Origin of the sequence: Jeongeupia sp. USM3 (genome assembly GCF_001808185.1) — a bacterium.
Taxonomy (GTDB): domain Bacteria; phylum Pseudomonadota; class Gammaproteobacteria; order Burkholderiales; family Chitinibacteraceae; genus Jeongeupia.
In genome coordinates this window covers 3,209,636-3,230,289 of record NZ_CP017668.1, presented here as the reverse complement: position 1 = coordinate 3,230,289, position 20,654 = coordinate 3,209,636, and the positions used below count along the sequence as shown (strand labels likewise).

19 protein-coding genes are annotated in these 20,654 nt (G+C 67.1%); 16 read left to right on the top strand and 3 right to left on the bottom strand.

Annotation, left to right across the window (positions count from 1 at the left end; genetic code table 11):
- Nucleotides 1-6: 6 nt before the first annotated feature.
- The 9 genes from BJP62_RS15285 to BJP62_RS15245 all read left to right on the top strand — a co-directional run bounded on the left by BJP62_RS15285 (nucleotide 7) and on the right by BJP62_RS15245 (nucleotide 7,480).
- On the top strand, nucleotides 7-588 hold the full coding sequence (locus BJP62_RS15285; RefSeq protein WP_070530982.1) for a hypothetical protein: 582 nt from the start codon (nucleotides 7-9) through the stop codon (nucleotides 586-588).
- Nucleotides 589-618: 30 nt separating this feature from the next.
- Nucleotides 619-1,365 (top strand): RNA polymerase sigma factor FliA, encoded by a 747-nt coding sequence (locus BJP62_RS15280; protein ID WP_070530980.1) that lies wholly within the window; start codon nucleotides 619-621, stop codon nucleotides 1,363-1,365.
- On the top strand, nucleotides 1,366-2,109 hold the full coding sequence (locus BJP62_RS15275) for a flagellar motor protein (RefSeq protein WP_070530978.1): 744 nt from the start codon (nucleotides 1,366-1,368) through the stop codon (nucleotides 2,107-2,109).
- Nucleotides 2,110-2,312: 203 nt separating this feature from the next.
- Nucleotides 2,313-3,056, top strand: a complete 744-nt coding sequence (locus tag BJP62_RS15270; RefSeq protein ID WP_070530976.1) for a 1-acyl-sn-glycerol-3-phosphate acyltransferase — start codon at nucleotides 2,313-2,315, stop codon at nucleotides 3,054-3,056.
- Between the two features lie 80 nt (nucleotides 3,057-3,136).
- Nucleotides 3,137-5,491, top strand: coding sequence for a DNA translocase FtsK (locus BJP62_RS15265; protein ID WP_070530974.1), 2,355 nt, complete (start codon nucleotides 3,137-3,139; stop codon nucleotides 5,489-5,491).
- A complete protein-coding gene (locus BJP62_RS15260) occupies nucleotides 5,488-6,762 on the top strand; it encodes an ABC transporter substrate-binding protein (RefSeq protein ID WP_070530972.1) in 1,275 nt (424 codons plus the stop codon). The genes BJP62_RS15265 and BJP62_RS15260 overlap by 4 nt, the downstream gene beginning before the upstream one ends.
- A gap of 48 nt (nucleotides 6,763-6,810) precedes the next feature.
- Nucleotides 6,811-7,044, top strand: coding sequence for a 50S ribosomal protein L28 (gene rpmB, locus BJP62_RS15255; RefSeq protein ID WP_070530970.1), 234 nt, complete (start codon nucleotides 6,811-6,813; stop codon nucleotides 7,042-7,044).
- Between the two features lie 16 nt (nucleotides 7,045-7,060).
- A complete protein-coding gene (rpmG, locus tag BJP62_RS15250) occupies nucleotides 7,061-7,216 on the top strand; it encodes a 50S ribosomal protein L33 (RefSeq protein ID WP_067110116.1) in 156 nt (51 codons plus the stop codon).
- An 84-nt stretch (nucleotides 7,217-7,300) separates the two neighbouring features.
- Nucleotides 7,301-7,480: a hypothetical protein gene (locus tag BJP62_RS15245; RefSeq protein WP_070530968.1), complete on the top strand. Its 180-nt coding sequence runs from the start codon at nucleotides 7,301-7,303 to the stop codon at nucleotides 7,478-7,480.
- 3 nt (nucleotides 7,481-7,483) lie between these two features.
- Here BJP62_RS15245 and BJP62_RS15240 read toward each other — a convergent pair whose 3' ends face one another.
- A complete protein-coding gene (locus BJP62_RS15240; protein ID WP_070530966.1) occupies nucleotides 7,484-8,374 on the bottom strand; it encodes a LysR family transcriptional regulator in 891 nt (296 codons plus the stop codon).
- Nucleotides 8,375-8,605: 231 nt separating this feature from the next.
- Here BJP62_RS15240 and BJP62_RS15235 point away from each other — a divergent pair, with 231 nt between their 5' ends.
- The 5 genes from BJP62_RS15235 to acs all read left to right on the top strand — a co-directional run bounded on the left by BJP62_RS15235 (nucleotide 8,606) and on the right by acs (nucleotide 15,217).
- Nucleotides 8,606-8,917, top strand: coding sequence for a DUF485 domain-containing protein (locus BJP62_RS15235; protein ID WP_070530964.1), 312 nt, complete (start codon nucleotides 8,606-8,608; stop codon nucleotides 8,915-8,917).
- The gene (locus BJP62_RS15230; protein WP_070530962.1) at nucleotides 8,914-10,608 is read left to right on the top strand and encodes a cation acetate symporter; all 1,695 of its coding nucleotides are present in this window, start codon (nucleotides 8,914-8,916) and stop codon (nucleotides 10,606-10,608) included. Before BJP62_RS15235 ends, BJP62_RS15230 begins: the two co-directional genes overlap by 4 nt.
- Before the next feature lie 70 nt (nucleotides 10,609-10,678).
- A complete protein-coding gene (locus BJP62_RS15225) occupies nucleotides 10,679-12,478 on the top strand; it encodes a putative nucleotidyltransferase substrate binding domain-containing protein (protein ID WP_070530961.1) in 1,800 nt (599 codons plus the stop codon).
- Nucleotides 12,479-12,488: 10 nt separating this feature from the next.
- A complete protein-coding gene (locus BJP62_RS15220; RefSeq protein ID WP_070530959.1) occupies nucleotides 12,489-13,094 on the top strand; it encodes a 3'-5' exonuclease in 606 nt (201 codons plus the stop codon).
- Between the two features lie 152 nt (nucleotides 13,095-13,246).
- Complete coding sequence (acs, locus tag BJP62_RS15215) at nucleotides 13,247-15,217, top strand: acetate--CoA ligase (RefSeq protein WP_070530958.1); 1,971 nt, start codon at nucleotides 13,247-13,249, stop codon at nucleotides 15,215-15,217.
- A gap of 78 nt (nucleotides 15,218-15,295) precedes the next feature.
- On the opposite strand, the gene BJP62_RS15210 is transcribed toward acs, so the two are convergent.
- Complete coding sequence (locus BJP62_RS15210) at nucleotides 15,296-16,162, bottom strand: helix-turn-helix transcriptional regulator (protein ID WP_070530956.1); 867 nt, start codon at nucleotides 16,160-16,162, stop codon at nucleotides 15,296-15,298.
- 107 nt (nucleotides 16,163-16,269) lie between these two features.
- Between BJP62_RS15210 and BJP62_RS15205 the strand changes: the two genes are divergently transcribed.
- Complete coding sequence (locus BJP62_RS15205; protein ID WP_070530954.1) at nucleotides 16,270-17,451, top strand: glycoside hydrolase family 18 protein; 1,182 nt, start codon at nucleotides 16,270-16,272, stop codon at nucleotides 17,449-17,451.
- Between the two features lie 261 nt (nucleotides 17,452-17,712).
- Nucleotides 17,713-19,314 carry a methyl-accepting chemotaxis protein gene (locus tag BJP62_RS15200; protein ID WP_070530952.1) on the top strand — a complete coding sequence of 534 codons (1,602 nt, stop codon included), beginning with the start codon at nucleotides 17,713-17,715 and terminating at the stop codon, nucleotides 19,312-19,314.
- Here the strand turns inward: BJP62_RS15200 and BJP62_RS15195 are convergent.
- Entirely contained in the window at nucleotides 19,302-20,441 is a 1,140-nt protein-coding gene (locus BJP62_RS15195) for a YbdK family carboxylate-amine ligase (protein WP_070530950.1), read from the bottom strand. The genes BJP62_RS15200 and BJP62_RS15195 overlap by 13 nt on opposite strands.
- Nucleotides 20,442-20,654 lie beyond the last annotated feature (213 nt).

Below are 20,654 nucleotides of genomic sequence, written 5' to 3'. Positions count from 1 at the left end.
CACGCCATGCGCCCCCTTCTGATCATCATCGCCAGCCTGTTGATCGCCGGCTGCGCCGGCGGCAGCCGGCCGACCAGCGAATTCAACTACCTGCTCACCAGCGAGCGCCCGGCAGGCCAGGCCAGCCTGTCCGGCACCGTCTATGCGGCCCCGCTGACCGTCGACGAGCCGTTCGGGCAGCGCGGTTTCGTCTATCGCGAAGCCGCACAGCGCTTCGTCGTCGACCCGTATCGCGGTTACCTGTCCGCCCCGGGCCGGCTGATCGACCGCCGGCTGGCGGCCTGGCTGACCGCGGCCGGCGCGACACCGACGCTCGACCGGCAGGCCGCCCGCCATGTCGTCACCGGCCGGGTCGCCGCGCTGTATTTCGACCTGCGCCCGGAGCAGCCAGCCACCGCCGTCATCGAACTGCGGCTCGACCTCGGCAGTCCGGGTGAAGCCGGCCGGGCGCTCGTGATCACCGGCAGGGCCAGGGTCGCACCGGTCAGCAGCGACGGCCTGGCCGCGGCGAGCAACGCCGCGCTCGCTGATGCGCTTTCCCAACTGGAAACGGCGCTGGCGGGCGAAAGCCGGGCCGCGTTGCGGTAAACTGGCCCGGCACCCGTTCCGCCAAGATCCATGCCCAATAAACGCGCCCTCAAGCTTTACCGTGACACCCGCTCCGACAGCGATGCGGAGCTGCTTGCGCGCTCGACGCCGCTGGTCAAGAAGATCGCCTACCACCTGATCGCGCGGCTGCCGGCCAGCGTCGACGTCGAGGATCTGATCCAGGTCGGCCTGATCGGGCTGATGGATGCGGCGCGCAACTTCGATCCGGGCGCCGGCGTCCAGTTCGATACCTTTGCATCACAGCGTATCCGCGGCGCCATGCTCGACGAGCTGCGCAACGCCGACTGGCTGCCGCGCCAGGCGCGGCGCAATCTGCGTGGCATCGATGCGGCAATCCACAAACTCGAACACACGCTCGGGCGCGCGCCGAGCGAAGCCGAGGTCGCCAAGGCGCTCGACCTGCCGCTGGCCGACTATCAGGACATGCTCGGCGACGCACGCGGCCATCAGTTGATCCATTTCGACGACCATGCCGGCCACGACGACGACGGCTCGCTGCTCGACACGATCGCCGCCGACCGGGACGCCGATCCGCTGGCGCAGCTCGACGACAGCCACTTCCGCGCCCGGCTGATCGAAGGGATAGCGCAACTGCCCGAACGCGAAAAACTGCTGATGGCGCTGTACTACGACGAAGAACTCAACCTCAAGGAAATCGGCGCCGTGCTCGGTGTTTCCGAATCGCGCGTCTGCCAGCTGCACAGCCAGGCCGTTGCGCGGCTGCGCACCCGCCTGACCGACTGGACTGCCAGATAAATGGACAAGATCAGCATCCTCGGCCTCGCCATCGGCCTGACCGCCATCCTGCTCGGCCAGTGGCTCGAGGGCGGCCATCTCGGCTCGCTGCTGCAGCTGACGGCCTTCCTGATCGTGATCGGCGGTACTGCCGGTGCGGTGATGCTGCAGAGCCGGATGAGCGACTTCGTCGCCGGGATGAAGATGCTGCGCTGGGTGTTCGTACCGCCGCAGCACGACAACCGCAAGCTGCTGGCCACGCTGGTCAACTGGGGCCACCAGTCGCGCCGCGGCGGCCTCTTGGCGCTCGAGAACGTGATGAACGCCGAGAAGGATCCGTTCGTCAAACGCGGACTGCAGATGCTCGTCGACGGCGCCGAGCCCGAGATGATCCGCCGCGCATTCGAGCTCGACATCGACGCGTACGAGGCCAGCGCCAAGGCCGCCGCCAAGATCTGGGAAGCCGCAGGCGGCTACGCGCCGACGCTGGGGATTCTCGGCGCGGTGCTCGGGCTGATCCACGTGATGGAGAACCTGTCCGATCCGTCCAAGCTCGGCGCCGGCATCGCCGTCGCCTTTGTCGCGACGATCTACGGCGTCGGCATCGCCAACCTCGTTTTCCTGCCGATCGCCGGCAAGCTCAAGCGCCACATCCACAGCGAAGTCGTCCATCGCGAGATGCTGCTCGAAGGCCTGGTCGCGATCGCCTGCGGCGAGAACCCGCGGCTCTACGAGAACAAGCTCGCCGGCTACCTGCGGGGCTGAGCGCCAGTTCGGGGACTTGCCGCGCGTCGGCGGGAGCCATGCAAGGCCAAGCAGCGAATGCCCCAGGGGCCCTTTAGGGTCCGAAAAGTCCCACAGGGACTCCCTTCGGCCACAACGGTACGATCGGTACTGCAAGCGAGCACAACGCCGCCAGCAGGATTTTGTCGGCTGCGCTAAACCGGAAGCAGGACTCCGGAGGCCATATGCGCTGGCTGCTTCATCTGTCGCTCCGCGGGCTGGCCTGGCTCGATCTGGCGCTGTTCACGCTGGCCCTGCTGCTGCTCGGCCTGCTGCCCCGATCGTGGCTGGCCGGCGGATATCCGCGGCTGTTTCGCCGCTGGTGCAGCTGCTTCGTCCGGGCGCTCGACGTCGACCTGCGGCTTCATCAGCATCAGGCCCGGCCGCTGCCCGAGCATTTCATCCTGATCGCCAACCACCCGTCGGCGCTCGAACTCGTCGGCATCCCGGCGCTGTTCGACGTCGTCAACCTGGCCAAGATCGAGGTCCGCGACTGGTGGTTCGTCGGCCGGATCGCCGCCGTAGCCGGAACGGTTTTCGTCAAGCGCGAAAGCAAGGACTCGCGCCAGGGCGCGCTGGTCGCGATGACCGAGGCGGCCCGCAACGGCCGCAATATCGCGATCTACCCCGAAGGCGGCTGCAAGGGCCGGCGCCTCGCCGAACGCTTCCACTACGGCGCGTTCACGATCTCGCTCGAAACCGGCATCCCCGTCGTCCCGGTCTTCGTGCACTACGAGGCACAGGCCGCATTCGCCTGGGAGGGGCAGACGCTGCCGCAGATGCTGATCCAGATCGCCCGTGCGCCGAACCGGCGCGCCAACTACCACGTCTACGACGCGTTCGACCCGGCCGACTTCACCGATCGCGATGCTTACACCCGCCACGTCCATGCCTGCTATCTCGAGTGGCAACGCCGCCATCTCGAATGAACACAGCCCGTCGTCATCGCGCCCTGCGTAGCGGCGAAGCGCTTATAATCGCCGACTGAACCGCTTTCCATCGTTGCGACATGGCCATTTTCCGCAAGAAAAACATCGCCAAGGCGTCGACCCGCACCGCCTTGCCGCCGCAGTTCGCCAGCGTGCTGCGCGAGTCGTGGTGGCTGCTGCTGGTCGCCATCGTCGTCTACCTGGTGCTCGCGCTCGGCAGCTACCACCGCGCCGACCCGGGCTGGTCGCACAGCGCGACACAGGCGGCGGTGCAGAACCGTGGCGGCAGCGTCGGCGCCTGGGTCGCCGACATCCTGCTCTCGGCATTCGGCCTCTCGGCGTGGTGGTGGATCGCGTTCTGCCTCGCCGCCATCCTGTGGGGCTACCGGCGGATCGACCACGTCAACGATTCGTCCCGGCCGGTCGTACTGCTCGCGTGCACCGGTTTCTTCATGATCCTGCTGGCAAGCAGCAGCCTCGAGGCGCTCCGCCTGCACACGCTCGACATCGACCTGCCGCTGGCGCACGGCGGCATCGTCGGCGTGGCGCTCGGCGGCTGGCTGTACCGGGCCCTCGGCTTCGCCGGCGCCACGCTGACCCTGTTCGTCGTCTGGGCGCTCGGCGTTTCGCTGTTCACCGGTCTGTCATGGCTGGCGCTGATGGAAAGGCTCGGCACCGGCATCGAATGGCTGGGTTTCAAATGCGTCGACACCTGGCAGGCCGCGCAGGACCGCCGTATCGGCCGTCAGGCGTCGGTGCTGCGCGAAGAGAAGGTCAGCAGCGAGAAAAAGAAACAGGGAGACAAGGCGCCGCTGAAGATCGAAACGCCGCAGATCGAGGTCCCGGTCGCCAAGGCGGTGATCAAGGCCGCCGAGAAGGAAGCCGAAGCACAGCAGAAGAAGACGGTCCAGCCGACGCTGTTCGGCTTCGACGACCTTCCGGCACCGGTCGCCGGCGGCCTGCCGGCGCTGAGCCTGCTTGCGCCGGTGCCGACCGCGCAGGAAAGCATCAGCAACGACACGCTCGAATTCACCTCGCGGCTGATCGAGCGGAAACTCGCCGAGTTCAATGTCGAGGTCAAGGTCATCGCCGCCTACCCGGGCCCGGTGATCACCCGCTACGAGATCGAGCCGGCGGTCGGCGTCAAGGGCGCGCAGATCGTCAACCTGATGAAGGACCTGGCGCGCGCGCTCGGCCTTGTCAGCATCCGCGTCGTCGAGACCATCCCCGGCAAGACCTGCATGGGGCTCGAGCTGCCGAACCCGAAGCGGCAGATGATCCGGCTGTCGGAAATCCTGTCGTCCGAAGCCTTCCACGGCATGCATTCGAAGCTGACGATGGCGCTGGGCAAGGACATCACCGGCAAGCCGAGCGTCACCGATCTCGCCAAGGCGCCGCACATGCTCGTCGCCGGCACCACCGGCTCGGGCAAGTCGGTTGGCGTCAACGCGATGATTCTCTCGCTGCTGTACAAGGCAACGCCGGAAGAAGTCCGCTTCATCATGGTCGACCCGAAGATGCTCGAGCTGTCGGTCTACGACGGCATCCCGCACCTCTTGGCGCCGGTCGTCACCGACATGAAGCTCGCCGCCAACGCGCTGAACTGGTGCGTGGCCGAGATGGAGAAACGCTACCGGCTGATGAGCCATTTCGGCGTGCGCAACCTCGCCGGCTTCAACCAGAAGGTCAAGGAAGCCGAGAAGGCCGGCCAGAAACTGACCAACCCATTCACCTTGACCCCGGACAACCCGGAGCCGGTCGAGCACCTGCCCTTCATCGTCGTCGTCGTCGACGAGTTCGCCGACCTGATGATGGTCGCCGGCAAGAAGATCGAGGAGCTGATCGCCCGGCTGGCGCAGAAGGCCCGCGCCGCCGGCATCCACCTGATCCTCGCGACCCAGCGGCCGTCGGTCGACGTGATCACCGGGCTGATCAAGGCCAACATCCCGACCCGGCTGGCGTTCCAGGTGTCGAGCAAGATCGACAGCCGCACCATCCTCGACCAGATGGGCGCCGAGGCGCTCTTGGGCCAGGGCGACATGCTGTTCCTGCCGCCGGGCACCGGCTATCCGCAGCGCGTCCACGGCGCCTTCGTCGCCGACGACGAGGTGCACAAGGTGGTCGAATACCTGAAGAGTACCGGCGAGCCCGACTACATCGACGGCGTGCTCAACGGCGGCTTCGAAGCCGAAGCCGCCGGCGGGGCACCGTGGGAAGGCAGCGGCAATGCCGATCCGGAAGCCGACCCGCTGTACGACGAGGCCGTGGCCTTCGTGATCAAGTCGCGCCGTGCATCGATCTCGTCGGTCCAGCGCCAGCTGCGCATCGGCTACAACCGCGCCGCGCGGCTGATCGAGAGCATGGAAGCCGCCGGCCTCGTCAGCCCGATGGAAACCAACGGCAACCGCACGGTGCTCGCACCACCGGCCGAATGAAGACCCGCGCCGCAATCGCCGCCCTGGCCGCCGCGCTGAACGCGCAGGCGGCCGACATCGAGGTGCTGCACTGGTGGACCTCGCCCGGCGAGACGCGCGCGCTGCTGGAGCTCAAGCAGCGCGTCAACGCTGCCGGCTACCGCTGGAACGATTTCAGCGTTGTCGGCGGCGGCGGCGAGAACGCGCTCGGCGTGCTGCGCACCCGTGCCCGCTCGGACAACCTGCCCACCGCCGCAATGACCGGCGGGACCCAGTGGCAGGAATGGCACCGGCAGGGGCTGCTTGGCGACATCAGCGACGTTGCCGACGAGCAGGCATGGTCCGGCATCCTGCCGCCGGTGCTCGACGCCATGCTGAAGGTCGACGACCGCTACGTGGCCGTGCCGCTGGGACTCGCACGGGTCAACATGCTCTGGAGCAACGCCGCCGTCCTGCAGCGTGTCGGCGCCACGCCGCCGCAAAGCTGGAAGGCGTTCTTTCCGCTCGCCGACAAGCTGCGGCATGCCGGGATCGTGCCGCTTGCCCTCGGCCAGCAGAACTGGCAACTGGCAACGTTGCTCGAAGCCGTCATCCTGGCCGAGGCCGGCAGCGACATTCACCGGCAGGTCTTCGTCACACCGGTCGCCGGCGCGACCCGCGACCCGCGCTTCGTCCGGGCGCTGGAGCTGTTCAAAAGACTCAAGCCCTATACCAACGCCACCGGCCCGGGGCGCGAGTGGCATCAGGTCGCCGCCGACGTCATCGAAGGCCGCGCGGCGATGGCCGTGTTCGGCGACTGGGCCAAGGGCGAGTTCGCCGCCGCCGGCAAGCAGCCCGGGCGCGACTACCTGTGTACCGCCGCGCCGGGTTCCGCCTCGGCATTCAGCTTCGATGCGGACATGCTGGTCATGTTCCGCCAGCACGGTCCCGCCCACCAGGCACAGCAGGAGCTGGCGCGGATCGCGATGGGCAAGACGGCTCAGGAAGCCTTCAATTTTTACAAAGGCAATATCCCCGCCCGGACCGATGTGCAGCTCGAACGTTACGACGGCTGCGCCCGTCTGTCGGCCCGCGCGCTGGCCGACGCCGGTCGCCGCGACACGCTGGTACCGTCCTGGGCGCACAATATGGCGCTGCCCGAGGCCGCGCGCACCGCCGTGTTCGACGTGATCGGCCGCTACTGGCGCAGCCCGGCAATGACCGCCGCGCAGGCCGCACGGCAGATCGAGCAGGCGATCGCGACGACCGCCAAACCACAGCGACTTGCCACACAGCTTGAACGCGGCAATTGAATCGTGCTATAAATCCGGTTTTTCTCAGAAGTCAGGGAATACCTAACCATGGCACGAGTATGCAAAGTCACCGGCAAGCGCCCGATGACCGGGAACAATGTTTCCCACGCCAACAACAAGACCAAGCGTCGCTTCCTTCCGAACCTGCAATCCCGTCGTTTCTGGGTTGAAAGCGAAAACCGCTGGGTTCGTCTGCGCGTTTCCAACGCAGCGCTGCGCACCATCGACAAGAACGGCATCGACGTCGTTCTGGCCGACCTGCGCGCCCGCGGCGAACTGTAATCAGGGGTGAATGACCATGCGTGAAAAGATCAAGCTCGAATCGAGCGCCGGCACCGGCCACTTCTACACCACCACCAAGAACAAGCGCACCATGCCGGAAAAGATGGAGATCAAGAAGTTCGATCCCGTCGTCCGCAAGCATGTGATGTACAAGGAAACCAAGCTCAAGTAAGCTGGTTTTCGCTGGTGACACATACTCGAAACCCCGCTACAGGCGGGGTTTTTGTTTGAGCACCCACGATCCGAGGACGACAGAATGCCGATCAACCACTACGACCTTCAGAAGTTTGCCGGCGTGAAAATCAAGGACGCGATCCGCAAGAAGGGCTCGCCCGACCGCTTCGGCAAGGCATCGACCGGCGAACAGAACGCCGACGACAAGGCCAAAACTTCGCTGATGGGCAAGCTGCTCAGGCAGCACACCGAACCGAAGTAAGCCTTACTCGGCCGGCTGCCACACTTCGAGCAGCGTATCGCGCAGCATCGTCACCAGCGGATCGTTCTCGCGCTCGGCCGAGTAGACGAACTGCAGCGGTGCGCTGGTCACGCAGTCCCCGCCCCGCCACAGCGCGATCGAGCCGTCGGCGGCAAAGCGCTTGGCAGTCCGCTCGGCGAGGATCGCCACCCCGAGCCCGGCCTTGACGAGTTCGAGCAGCGTCGCCTCTTCATCGAACTCGCCGACCTTGCGCGGCGCCACGTTCTGCGCCCGCCACAACTCCTGCGTGATCGACGACAGGCTGTTGAACTGCGACAGCCCCAGCCACGGCACCCTGGCCAGTGACTCCCAGTCGTCACCGGCCAGCATCGGCGCCATCAGCGGCGGCAGCGCCACACAGAAGCCGATTTCGGTCAGCGGCAGGTTGTTGACGTTCTGGTACGGGTTGCGGCCGAGATAGAAGCCGCCGTCGAGCGTCTTCTTGCGCACTTCATTGAGGATGCCGCCGGAAATGCCGTGCGTCGTCTGCACCGTCAGCAGCGGATAGCGGCTGCGCAGGCAGGCCAGCCACGGCCCGAGCTTGAGCCGCGCCGGCACACCGATGGTGCCGATCTTGACCTTGCCCTTGGGCTCGCCCGACAGCGCCTTGGCCTTGTGCTGCATGCCGCGGGACAGCGCGAGGATGCGTTCGGCTTCGGGCAGGATGTCCTTGGCCGCCTCGGTCAGCTGCACGCCCCCCGGATAGCGCTCGAACAGCGCGACGCCGAGCTCTTCCTCGAGCGCCTTGATCTGCGCGGTGACCGCGGGCTGCGACAGGTGGAGCAGCTCGGCCGCCTGTGTCAGGTGGCCTTGCTGGGCGACGGCGACGAAGGTACGCAATTGGTACAGTTCCATGCCGTCGATTATCCCGCAAACCACCGCCGCCGTGCGAACGCACGACGAACGCATGTAGTCGCCACGCCGCAGTTTCACTGCACGAAGTAAGACTCGTGCAACGCGGCATCAGAAATGCTGATTCCCGACATCAAAAATTGCAATTAGCTCGCATCGGCGTCCCGGTCATAGAGTGCGTCACTAAGCGGTAACCGCCGGTTACCGCCGGAAACGACTCTCAGGAGGGATAGCATGGATGAAGCAATGATTCAGCGTATCCAGAACAACCCGAAGTTCAGGGAACTGGAGCACAAGAAGACCAGCTTGAGCTGGCTGCTTTCGATCATCATGCTCGTGATCTACTACGGGCTGATTCTGATGATCGCGTTTTCGCCCAAGACGCTCGGCACCCCGCTGGCCGCGAGCGGCGTCACCACCATCGGCATCCCGCTCGGGCTGCTCGTCATCGTTTCGGCCTTCGTGCTGACCGGCATCTACGTACGCCGCGCCAACACCGAGTTCGACCAGCTCAACGCCGAGCTCATCGAGGAGACCCGTCAATGATCCAGCGTCTTTCCACCCCCCTATCTACCCGGCTCGCTCTCGCCGGCACGGCATTGTGTGCCGGCGCGCCGGCCTGGGCCGCCGGTGCGCTCGAGGGGGCCGTGAAGCAGCGCGACCTGAACTGGCACGCGATCATCATGTTCGTGCTCTTCGTCGCCTTCACCCTCGGCATCACCTACTGGGCTGCGCGCCGCACCCGTTCGGCCAAGGACTTCTACGCGGCCGGCGGCGGCATCACCGGCTTCCAGAACGGCCTGGCGATCGCCGGCGACTACATGTCGGCGGCATCGTTCCTCGGGATTTCGGCACTGGTGATGGGCAGCGGCTACGACGGCCTGATCTACTCAATCGGCTTTCTGGTCGGCTGGCCGCTGATCACCTTCCTCGTCGCCGAACGGCTGCGCAACCTCGGCAAGTACACCTTCGCCGACGTCGCGTCCTACCGCCTCTCGCAGACGCCGGTACGCACCTTCGCCGCCATCGGCACCCTGGTCACCGTGCTGCTGTACCTGATCGCGCAGATGGTCGGTGCCGGCAAGCTGATCCAGCTGCTGTTCGGCATGAGCTACAGCTCGGCGGTGATCATCGTCGGCGTGCTGATGGTCGCCTACGTGACTTTCGGCGGCATGCTCGCGACCACCTGGGTGCAGATCATCAAGGCGGTGCTGCTGCTGTGCGGCGCGACCTTCATGGCCTTCATGGTGCTCGCCGCCAGCGGCTTCAGCTTCGAGACCATGTTCGCGACCGCCGTCGCCACGCATCCGAAAGGCATTTCGATCATGAGCCCGGGCGGCCTGGTGTCGAACCCGATCGACGCGATCTCGCTCGGCGTCGGCCTGATGTTCGGTACCGCCGGCCTGCCGCACATCCTGATGCGCTTCTTCACCGTGAAGGACGCCAAGGAAGCGCGCAAATCGGTGTTCTACGCGACCGGCTTCATCGGCTACTTCTACATCCTGACCTTCATCATCGGCTTCGGCGCGATCATGCTGGTGCTGGGTCGTCCGGAGTTCACCGAAAGCGTCAAGAACGGCATCCCGCAACTGATCGGCGGCTCGAACATGGCGGCGGTGCACCTCGCCAGCGCGGTCGGCGGCGACTTCTTCCTCGGCTTCATTTCGGCCGTGGCCTTCGCCACCATCCTCGCCGTGGTGTCGGGTCTGACGCTGTCGGGCGCATCGGCGGTCTCGCACGACCTGTATGCCAACGTGTTTGCCCGTGGTCGTGCCGACGAAGCGCACGAGATCCGCGTGTCGAAAATGGCGACGGTGGCGCTCGGCGTCCTGGCGATCCTGCTCGGCATCGCCTTCGAGAAGCAGAACGTCGCCTTCATGGTCGGCCTTGCGTTCGCGATCGCCGCATCGGCCAACTTCCCGGTGCTGTTCATGTCGATGTTCTGGAAGGGCCTGACGACCCGCGGCGCGGTGATCGGCGGTTCGGCCGGCCTGATCTGCGCGGTGGTGATGATCGTGCTCGGCCCGACCGTCTGGGTGAAGGTGCTCGGCAACGCCGCGGCAATCTTCCCGTACGACAACCCGGCGATCTTCTCGATGCCGCTGGCGTTCTTCGTCACCTGGCTGGTCTCGACCCTCGACAAGAGCGAATCGGCCGCCCGCGAGAAAGCCCTGTTCCTGCCGCAGTTCATCCGTTCGATGACCGGCATCGGCGCAGAAGGCGCATCGAAGCACTAAGCCCTGTAAAGTGGCAGCAGCACCTCAACGCCCCGCCCAGTGCGGGGCGTTTTTTTCGCGGAGCACCGCCATGCCGGAGTTCTTCAGCTACACCCAGCCACCGTTCGACTGCCTGACCCGGGCCGAGCGGAACCGGCTCGAAGCCGCCAGCGACATCGAGTACTTTCCGGCCGGTTCGACGCCGATCGCAGCCGGGACGGCGGTCGACGCGCTGTACGTGATCATCAAGGGCGTCGTCGACGAGATCGAAGACGGCGACATCGTCGCCAGCTATCGCGAGCACGACTGCTTCGACGGCCGCGCCCTCGTCGGCGGTACCGCGGTACGGGCCTTCGCGGTCCACGACGACGCGATCGTCCACCGGATTCCGCGCGACCTCGTCCTTGCCCTGACACGCAGCAATCCGCTGTTCGGCGCCTGGTTCTATCAGGACGTCGCCCAGCGGCTCGCGGCGCTGGCGCAGCACGCGATGCAGGGCGAACTGCAGTCGCTGATCACCGCCCGGGTCGCCGATGCGCCGCTGCGTGCGCCGGTCTGGCTGGCCGGCGACGCCTGCGTGCTCGACGCCGCCCGCGCGATGAAGGACGCGCGCACCTCGTCGGTGCTGGTCCGCGGCGTGCGCGGCGACGGCCTGTTCACCCAGAGCGACCTGCGCGACCTGGTGATCGCCGGCGCCGACGCGGCCACGACGACACTGGCCGATGTCGCGCAGTACACGCTGCTGACGATTGCCGACGGGGCCCACGTTGCCGAGGCGCTGCTGGCATTCACCCGCCACCGGGTCCAGCGCCTGCCGGTGACCCGGGATGGCGGGATCGTCGGCGTGCTCGAGCAGATCGACCTGCTCGCCTATTTCTCGAACCACTCCTACCTCGTCGCCGCGCAGATCGAACGCGCAAGCGATGTCGATGCGCTGGCCGCGGCAGCCGCGCAACTGCGTACGCTGATCGGGCTGCTGCACGCCCAGGGCGTCCGCATCCGGCTGATCGCCTCGCTGGTGAGCGAACTGACCGGCCAGTTGCAGCAGAAGCTGTTCGAGCTCGTTTTCCCGCCCGAATCCCGCGCCCATGCCTGCATCCTCGCGCTCGGCTCGCAGGGGCGCGGCGAGCAGATCGTCCCGACCGATCAGGACAACGCGCTGATCGTCGCCGACGGCTACGCCGGTCCGCCGCTCGACGACGCGGCGGCCGCGTACAACGCCGCGCTCGCCGGCTTCGGCTATCCGCGCTGTCCCGGCGGCGTGATGCTGTGCAATCCGCACTGGCGCCAGCGCCAGGCCGACTTCGCCCGCCGGCTCGATGCGCAGATCGCCACGCCGGACGGCGCGGCGATGCTCGAACTGGCGATGTGGCTCGATGCCGCGCCGGTCGCCGGCAACGCGGCGCTGTGGCCGCCGCTGCACCAGCGCATCGTCGCCGCCAGCCGCGGCAACGACGCGATGCTGAGCGCGCTGGCCCTGCCCATCGTCCAGTTCGCCGCCCCGGCATCGCTGTTTTCACGGCTGACCGGCAGCGACGAACACGTCGACCTGAAAAAAGCGGGGCTGTTTCCGATCGTCCACGGCCTGCGCGTGCTTGCGCTGCAGGCCGGCATCAACGCGACCAACAGCCAGCGCCGCATCGACGCGCTGGTCGACGCCCACGTGCTCGCGCCAGCCTTCGGGCGGGACCTGAGCGAGGCGCTTTCCTTTCTGCAGGCGCTGCAGCTCAGGCTCGGACTGGCACAACTGGCACGCGGCGAAGCACCGTCGTATCGGCTGCAGCCGGCGGCGCTGGCCGCGATCGAGCGCGAGCTGCTCAAGGACGCGCTCGGCATCGCCCGGCGGCTGCGCCAGCTGGTGCAGCACCGTTTCTCGCTGCAGCATTTTTGAGAGCCTGTCCATGCTCGCCGCCCTCTTCTGCAGATTGAATCGCCGCCGGCTTCGCGACCCGCGCTTCGCGGCGCTGTTCGATCCGCCGCCGGCCGGCGAATGCGTGAGCCTCGACTGCGAAACCACCAGCCTCGATGCGCGCAGCGCCGAGTTGCTGAGCATCGCCGCGGTACCGGTCCGCGACGGCCGCGTGCTGCTGTCCGAAAAGCTGGTGCTGACCGTCCGCCCCGAAGGGCCGATCGACGCCGGAACGATTCCGATCCACCGGCTGCGGCCGCAGGATGTCGCCGAAGGATTGCCAGCGCACGAGGCACTGGCGCGCTTGCTCGACTTCATCGGCCCGCGTCCGCTGGTCGGCTATTACCTCGAGTTCGATCTGGCGATCATCAACCGCCATCTGAAGCCATGGATCGGCATTGCGCTGCCGAACCGGGCGATCGACGTCTCCACGCTGTACTACGACCGCCACGTCTCGGCCTACCGGCCCGAGGTCGACCTCTCGCTCGACGCAATGCTCGAGACGCTGCAACTGCCGCGCTGGCCGCGCCACGACGCGCTCGGCGACGCCGTCACCGCGGCGCTGATCTACCTGAAGCTCGCAGCGAACCGCCGTTGAGCCGCTTGCGGCGACCGCCGGTCCCCCTCGCCGGGCCGGCATCAGCGTAACTGATTCCGCGCATCAGAAAACACGATTGGCTTTGCTCTTGCGACGGCTTTACAGTCGCAACATCGCATTTTTTCTTACTTCACAGGCAAGAAGGAGCAAGCATGAGCAGCATCGATTCCGTACTGAAAGAGAACCGCCTGTTCCCGCCGTCCGACGACTTCCGCGTCAAGGCCAACGTCTCGGGCATGGAGGGCTACAACGCGCTGTGCGAGCAGGCCAACCGCGACTACGCAGGCTTCTGGGCCGATCTCGGCCGCGAGCTCGTGAGCTGGAACAAGCCGTTCACCAAGGTACTGAACGACAGCAATGCACCGTTCTTCAAGTGGTTCGAAGACGGCCAGCTCAACATCTCGTACAACTGCCTCGATCGCCACCTCGACGCGCGCGGCGACAAGACCGCGATCATCTTCGAGGCCGACGACGGCAGCGTCGAACACGTGAGCTACCGCCAGCTGCACGCCCGCGTCTGCCAGTTCGCCAACGGCCTGAAACTGCTCGGCGTGAAGAAGGGCGACCGCGTCGTCGTCTACATGCCGCACACCGTCGAAGCCGTCGTGGCGATGCAGGCATGTGCCCGCATCGGTGCGATCCACTCGGTCGTGTTCGGCGGCTTCTCGGCCGGCGCCTTGCGCGACCGCATCCAGGACGCGCAGGCCAAGATCGTCATCACCGCCAACGAAGGCTTCCGCGGCGGCAAGCCGGTGCCGCTCAAGGCCACCGTCGACGAGGCCGTCGCGATGGAAGGCAGCGAATCGATCGAGAAGGTCGTCGTGCTGCGCCGGCTCGAGAACAGCAGCGCCGCGTTCAACGACGCCCGCGACGTCTGGTGGCACGAGCTGGTCGAAGGCCAGCCGACCCAGTGCGAACCGGAATGGGTCGACGCCGAGCACCCGCTGTTCATCCTCTACACCTCGGGTTCGACCGGCAAGCCCAAGGGCATCCAGCACAGCACCGGCGGCTACCTGCTCGGCGCGCTGACGACGATGAAGTGGGTCTTCGACTACCGCGAAGGCGACGTCTACTGGTGCACGGCCGACGTGGGCTGGATCACCGGCCACAGCTATGTTGCCTACGGCCCGCTGGCCATCGGCGCGACCCAGGTCGTGTTCGAAGGCGTGCCGACCTTCCCGGATGCCGGCCGATTCTGGCAGATGATCGAGAAGCACAAGGTCACGACGTTCTATACCGCGCCGACGGCGATCCGCTCGCTGATCAAGCTCGGTGGCGATCTGCCGAAGCAGTACGACCTGTCGAGCCTGCGCCTCTTGGGCACCGTCGGCGAGCCGATCAACCCCGAAGCGTGGATCTGGTATCACGAAACCGTCGGCGGTGGCCGCTGCCCGATCGTCGATACCTGGTGGCAGACCGAAACCGGCGCCAACATGATCGCCCCGCTGCCGGGCGCCGTCGCGACCAAGCCGGGTTCGTGCACGCTGCCGATCCCGGGCATCATCGCCGACATCGTCGACGAAGCCGGCGCGCCGGTCGAGCCGGGCAAGGGCGGTTTCCTCGTCGTGCGCAAGCCGTGGCCGTCGATGGTCCGCACGATCTGGAACGACCCGGAACGCTTCAAGAAGACCTATTTCCCCGAAGACTTCAACGGCCAGCTGTACCTGGCCGGCGACTCGGCCCATTTCGACGAGAACGGCTACATCTGGATCATGGGCCGCGTCGACGACGTGCTGAACGTCTCTGGCCACCGCCTCGGCACGATGGAAATCGAATCGGCACTGGTCGCCAACCCGCTGGTCGCCGAAGCCGCCGTCGTCGGCAAGCCGCACGAGATCAAGGGCGAGTCGGTCTGCGCCTTCGTCGTGCTCAAGGGTGCCCGTCCGGAAGGCGACGACGCCAAGCGCATCGCCAAGGAGCTGCGCGAATGGGTAGCGCACGAGATCGGCAAGATCGCGATGCCCGACGAAATCCGCTTCGGCGACAACCTGCCCAAGACCCGCTCGGGCAAGATCATGCGCCGCCTGCTGCGCGACATCGCCAAGGGCCAGGAGATCACCCAGGACACGTCGACGCTGGAAAACCCGGCCATTCTCGAGCAGCTGGCCAAGAGCGCGATCTGAGTTTCAGCAGGACCAGCAGTACGTTTTCACGGCAGCACTTCAGCCCCACCTTGCGGTGGGGCTTTTTTTCGTCGGGACTTAGCCGGCCGGCGCGCGCCGCAGCGCCTGCAGCAGCTCGCCCGGACTGATGTCGAAGTGCTGGCGGAAGCGGCGCGAGAAGCTCGCCACTTCCTGATAGCCGACCTGCTCGGCGACGGCGGCGACATTGCCGCCGCCGGCCACCAGCAGTTCGCGTGCACGGTGCATGCGCTGGCGGATGATCAGCTGCTGCGGCGTGGCGTCGAGATGCCGGACGCACAGCCGGTGCAGGTGCGCCGCGCTGACGCCGTGGGCGAGCGCGAACGCCTCGACCCGCCAGTCCCGCGCCGGCGCATGCCGGACCGGCTCGAACAGCGCCCGCAACCGCGCGGCGACCGCCTCGTCGCCCCGGCCGGCCAGCGCCCGCCGGAGCAGGTCGAGTGCCAGCAGCAGCGCCTGCCCGGCAAAGCCGGCCTGGCCGAGTCTGGCCTCGGCGCACAGCACGCGCACGGTCTGGTAGAGGCTGTCCGCATGCATCAGCGGCCGGATGCCGACGCGGTCGCCGGCCAGCATGCGCCACGCCGGTACGTCGTCGAGCAGGAACCACGCCAGCCGCCACGGCCCGCCGTCCGAGCGGAAGCCGCTGTGGCCGCGCGCCGGCAGCACCGCCATCTGCCCCGGGCCGAGCGCCAGCCTGTGTGCGCCATCGGTCACCACGCCGGTGCCGGCGGCACAGGCCAGCACCACGTGGAACGGCGCACCGATGCGCTCGACATGCAGATGGCCGTCGACCTCGGAATGGCCGGCAAACAGCAGCGCGTGCTCGGCCAGCGCGAGCAGGTGCGGGTGGTGGTAGCGGCGCGCGCCGACCGAGCACTGCCGGGTGCCCTCGCCCACATCGAACATTTCCTGATAGATCGTCGACATCGCCGGTGCTGGATTCGAACAAAATGACAATCAGATTGCGACATTCCATTGCGAAGCTCAATTGCTTAACTTGGCCACTTGCAGCTCATCCAACCAAGGAGAACCGAATGTTGCGTTACCTGCCGCTCGTCCTGTTGCCCGTCCTCAGCGCCTGCGCCACCGGCCCGGCGCAGACCGCCGACGCGCCGAAACTGATTTCCTACCTGCCGACCTGGCAGACCGACGCCGAGCGCGCGCGGGGCGCCGAAGTCCTGCCCGGTCTCGATGTCGGCATCTACTCCTTCCTGCTGGTGAAGCCGGACGGCAGCGCCTACATCGACGCCAAGAACGCCGATGCGGCCAAACAGTGGAAGCAGGCGTTCGCCAAGGCGCGGGTCAGGAACCCGAAGCTGGCCTGCCAGTGGGCGATCGGCGGCTGGACCGGCTCGCGCAACATCGCCAAGGTCGCGCAGACCGACGCCGGCCGGACCCGGCTGGCGCAGACCTCGGTCGCGATCATGCGCGACTACGGCTGTCAGGGCCTCGACCTCGACTGGGAGCACCCGGTGACCGGCGGCGACTATGCGGCCGACGCCTCACCGGCCGACCGCGACAATTACACCAAGCTGCTGCAGGCGCTGCGCAGCGAACTCGACCAGCGCGGCAAGGCCGATGGCGCCCGCTATGTGCTGACGGCAGCGATCCCCGGCACCAACGGCGGCTGGGGCTCGTCCGGTTACGACCTGAAGGCGGCGGCCAAGCTGCTCGACTGGGTCAACCTGATGAGCTACGACTTCTACGGCGCCTGGAGCCCGCGCGCCGGGCTGCACGCGGCGCTCTACCCGACCCCGGGCGAGGCCGATGCGAGCGTCCTCAACGCCGACGGTGGCGTGAAATACTTCATCGCCCAGGGCTTCAAGCCATCGCAACTGGTGCTCGGCGTGCCGTTCTACGCGCGCGGCCAGGGCAATGTCGAACCGGGCCCGAACGGCGACGGCCTGGCACAACCGTCCAAGGGGCCGGGCCTGCTCGACGACGCCGAACCCGGCACCGCCAAGTACTCGACGGCCGTCGCGACGCTGATCGGCAAACCCGGCTGGCAGTCGTTCCGCAGCAAGGAAGCCGGCAACGCGCCCTACCTGTACAACGCCGGGCTCAAGCAACTGGTCAGCTATGACGACGCGGTCTCGCTCAAGACCAAGGCCGACTACGTGAAGGCCGAGCAGCTCGGCGGCGTGATGATCTGGGAGCTGACGCAGGACGACGCCGAGCACAGCCTGTGGCATGCGCTCGAGCGCAACCTGCGCTGAAACCTGCGGGTCGCGCCGTCCGGACGGCGCGGCCCGCCAGGCTGCCCCGGCAGCCCCCTCCCCCGCGCTGTTTGCATTCGACTTTCTGCGCTTGCAACGCACAAAGGAACGGGCTGAAAGCCTTGCTGCAAGCCGGTTCCGGCGCCTTGCCGGACTCGGTAAAAACCCTGAGATCGTTTTGCCACACCGGTGCCGGCGGCAACGCTGTAGTGCGAAAACGGCTGCTACATTAGGTCATCATCATATTCGAGGGATGGCCCGATGAAGATCGCTACACGCCTGTACCTGCTCTGCGGACTCGGGGTCGCCGCCGTCGTGCTGATGGCACTGGTGTCCGGCCTGCTGCTGGCCAAGATCCGCGACAACTCGACCGAGATGCTCGACAACGCCGTTCCGGCGATGCAGAACCTGAACCGCGCACAGGAGGTGTTCCTGCGCCTGCGCATGAGCATCTACCAGCACCTGGTGCAGCAAGAACCAGCCGGCAAGGACAAGGTCGAAGCCGGCTTCAACAGCCTGCGCAGCGAGCTGGGCCAGATCTTCGAATCCCATCTGAACCGCTTCGGCAACCCCGCCGACGTGCGCCAGGCGCGCGACGAGATCGACCGCTACCTGCCCCAGGTGCAGGAGATCCTCAAGCATTCGAGGAGCGGCCAGCACGACGAAATACCGGCCGCCATCAGCCGGGCCGCGGCACAGGGTGAAAAGGCGATTGCCGCGATGAAGCAGGCCGTCGACAACAACCAGCGCCTGCTCGACCAGTCGCGCCAGGACGTGACCGGCGCCATCGCTACCGGGCAGAACGCGAGCCTGATCACCCCGCTGGTCGCCACCGCGCTACTGTTCGTGCTCGGCACGCTGATCGTGCGCAGCGTCACCGGCCCGCTCGGACAGCTGCGCGATTCGGTCGTCCGGCTCGCCAGCGACTACGATTTCACCCGCCGGATCCCGGCGCGCGGCAGCGACGAGGTGAACCAGACGCTGCACGCGTTCAACGGGCTGCTCGACACGATGCAGCAGAGCTTCCGCCAGCTGCAGCAGGTCGGCAGCGGCCTCGGTACGTCGGCGACCGAGCTGGCCGACGCGTCGACACAGATGTCGGCCGCGTCGAACGACGTCAGCGAGTCGACGGCGAACATGGCCGCCGCGGTCGAACAGATGACCGTCAGCGTCACCCACGTGGCCGACCGTGCCGGCGGTGCGGACGATCTGGCGCGTGAAGCCGGCCGGCTCGCCGGCAGCGGCGGCGCGGTGATCGAACAGACCATCGGCAAGATCAACGGCATCGCCGCGACGGTCGGTACCGCGGCAACGCAGATCGGCAGCCTGAAGGAGCGCACCGCCGAGATCAACGCGGTGGTCAACGTGATCAAGGACATCGCCGACCAGACCAACCTGCTGGCGCTGAATGCGGCGATCGAAGCGGCGCGCGCCGGTGAAACCGGCCGCGGCTTTGCCGTCGTCGCCGACGAGGTGCGCAAGCTCGCCGAACGCACCGCGGTATCGACGCGCGAGATCGCCGGCACCGTCGAGGCGATCCAGGCCGAAGCCGACCAGACGGTCACGTCGATGCAGGCCGTCGTCACGCTGGTCGGCGACGGCGTCGCCCAGGCCGAGCAGGCCGGCGCGGCGATCCGGCAGATCCGCAGCGGCAGCGACGACGTCGTGCATCAGGTCAGCGAGATTTCCGGCGCGATGCGCGAACAGAGCCAGGCCAGCACCAGCATTGCCCAGCAGATCGAACGGGTGGCGCAGATGAGCGAGGAGAGCAACGCCACGGCGATGCACACCGCCGCCGCGGCCGAGCACCTGCAGCAGATGTCGCGGCAGCTGCAAGCGGCGATCGAACGCTACCGGGTCTGACCGTCCGACGCGACCACGCCGGAGGCGAAGCAGTCGGCCTGCCAGCGCATCAGCCGCGGCAGGTCGCCGGCGGCCGCAACGGCGCGCTGATGGTCGGCCTGGCTCAGCCCCGGTTCGAGCTTGTCGCGGTAGACATGCAGCACCTTGGCGGCGTCGAATTCGCGCGCCAGCGGCGTGAGCCGGTCGAGCAAGGCGCGCGCATTGTCGAGATAGCCTGCGCGCTCGCCGGTCCACGGGTCGACCATCTCGCCGGCCAGCCCGTAGCGGCAGGCCTGGAAGCGGTTGTACGGATAGACGTCGTACAGCGGCGGCGGCGCCGGCCGGGCGAGGTAGTACGCGCACATCAGCTGTACCAGCCCGGCGAGGCCGGCGGCGATTTCGACCGTCAGCGGCGTATCGAAGATGCGGAACTCGACCGTGCCGTACTCGGGCTTGGGGCGGATGTCCCAGTAGAAATCCTTGATGCCGCCGACGATGCCGAGCCCGGTCAGACCGTCGATGTAGTCGCGGCACTCGGCCCAGTCGGCAAAGGCCGGCATCGCGCCGGAATACGGGAACGACGTCAGGCTGTGCAGCCGCGAGCAGGCAAAGCCGGTATCGGCGCCCTCCTGGAACGGCGACGCGACCGACAGCGCGATCAGCAGCGGAATCCACGGCGACACCGAGCGGATCAGCTCGATCGCCCGGTCGCCGTCGCCACCGACGCCGACGTGGACGTGCATGCCGAACACGGTGAACTGCTTGCTCAGGTAGCCGTACTTTTCACCGAGGTTGAGGTAGCGCTCCTTTGGGAAGAACGCCTGCTCGTGCCAGTTGCGGAACGCGTGGGTGCCGCCGCCGCTGATGCGCAGCCCGCATTCGTCGACCAGCGGCAAGAGATAGCTGCGCATCGCCCGCAACTCGTCGAGCAGTTCGTGCCAGCGGCCGTGCACGCCGCTGTTGTACTCGATCATCGTCTGGGTGATTTCGGGGCAGAAGAAGAAGCGCTTGTCGGCGTGCATGCGCATCAGCTCGAGCAGGTTGAGCGCTCCGGCGCTGAGCTCGAAGGTATGCGGCTCGAGCAGCATCAGCTCGAGCTCGACCCCGAGCGTGAGCATGCCCGCGGATTTGAACGGCGGCAAAGACATGGCGGCTCCCCGCGGGCGAAAAGCGTCCGCGCAATAGCTACGATGCCGGGCGGCGGGTTAAATTCCCGCATTCCGTCCATTCGAGCGGACCGCCCTGTTCGTCGAACGCCCGAACCCGCCGAACAAGCCGTGCCGGCCCTTCCCGCCCGCCGGCGCCCCGGCGGCGCCGCCGCCGTCCGTCAGGCCGGCGTCCGGCGTGATGCGCGGACAGCG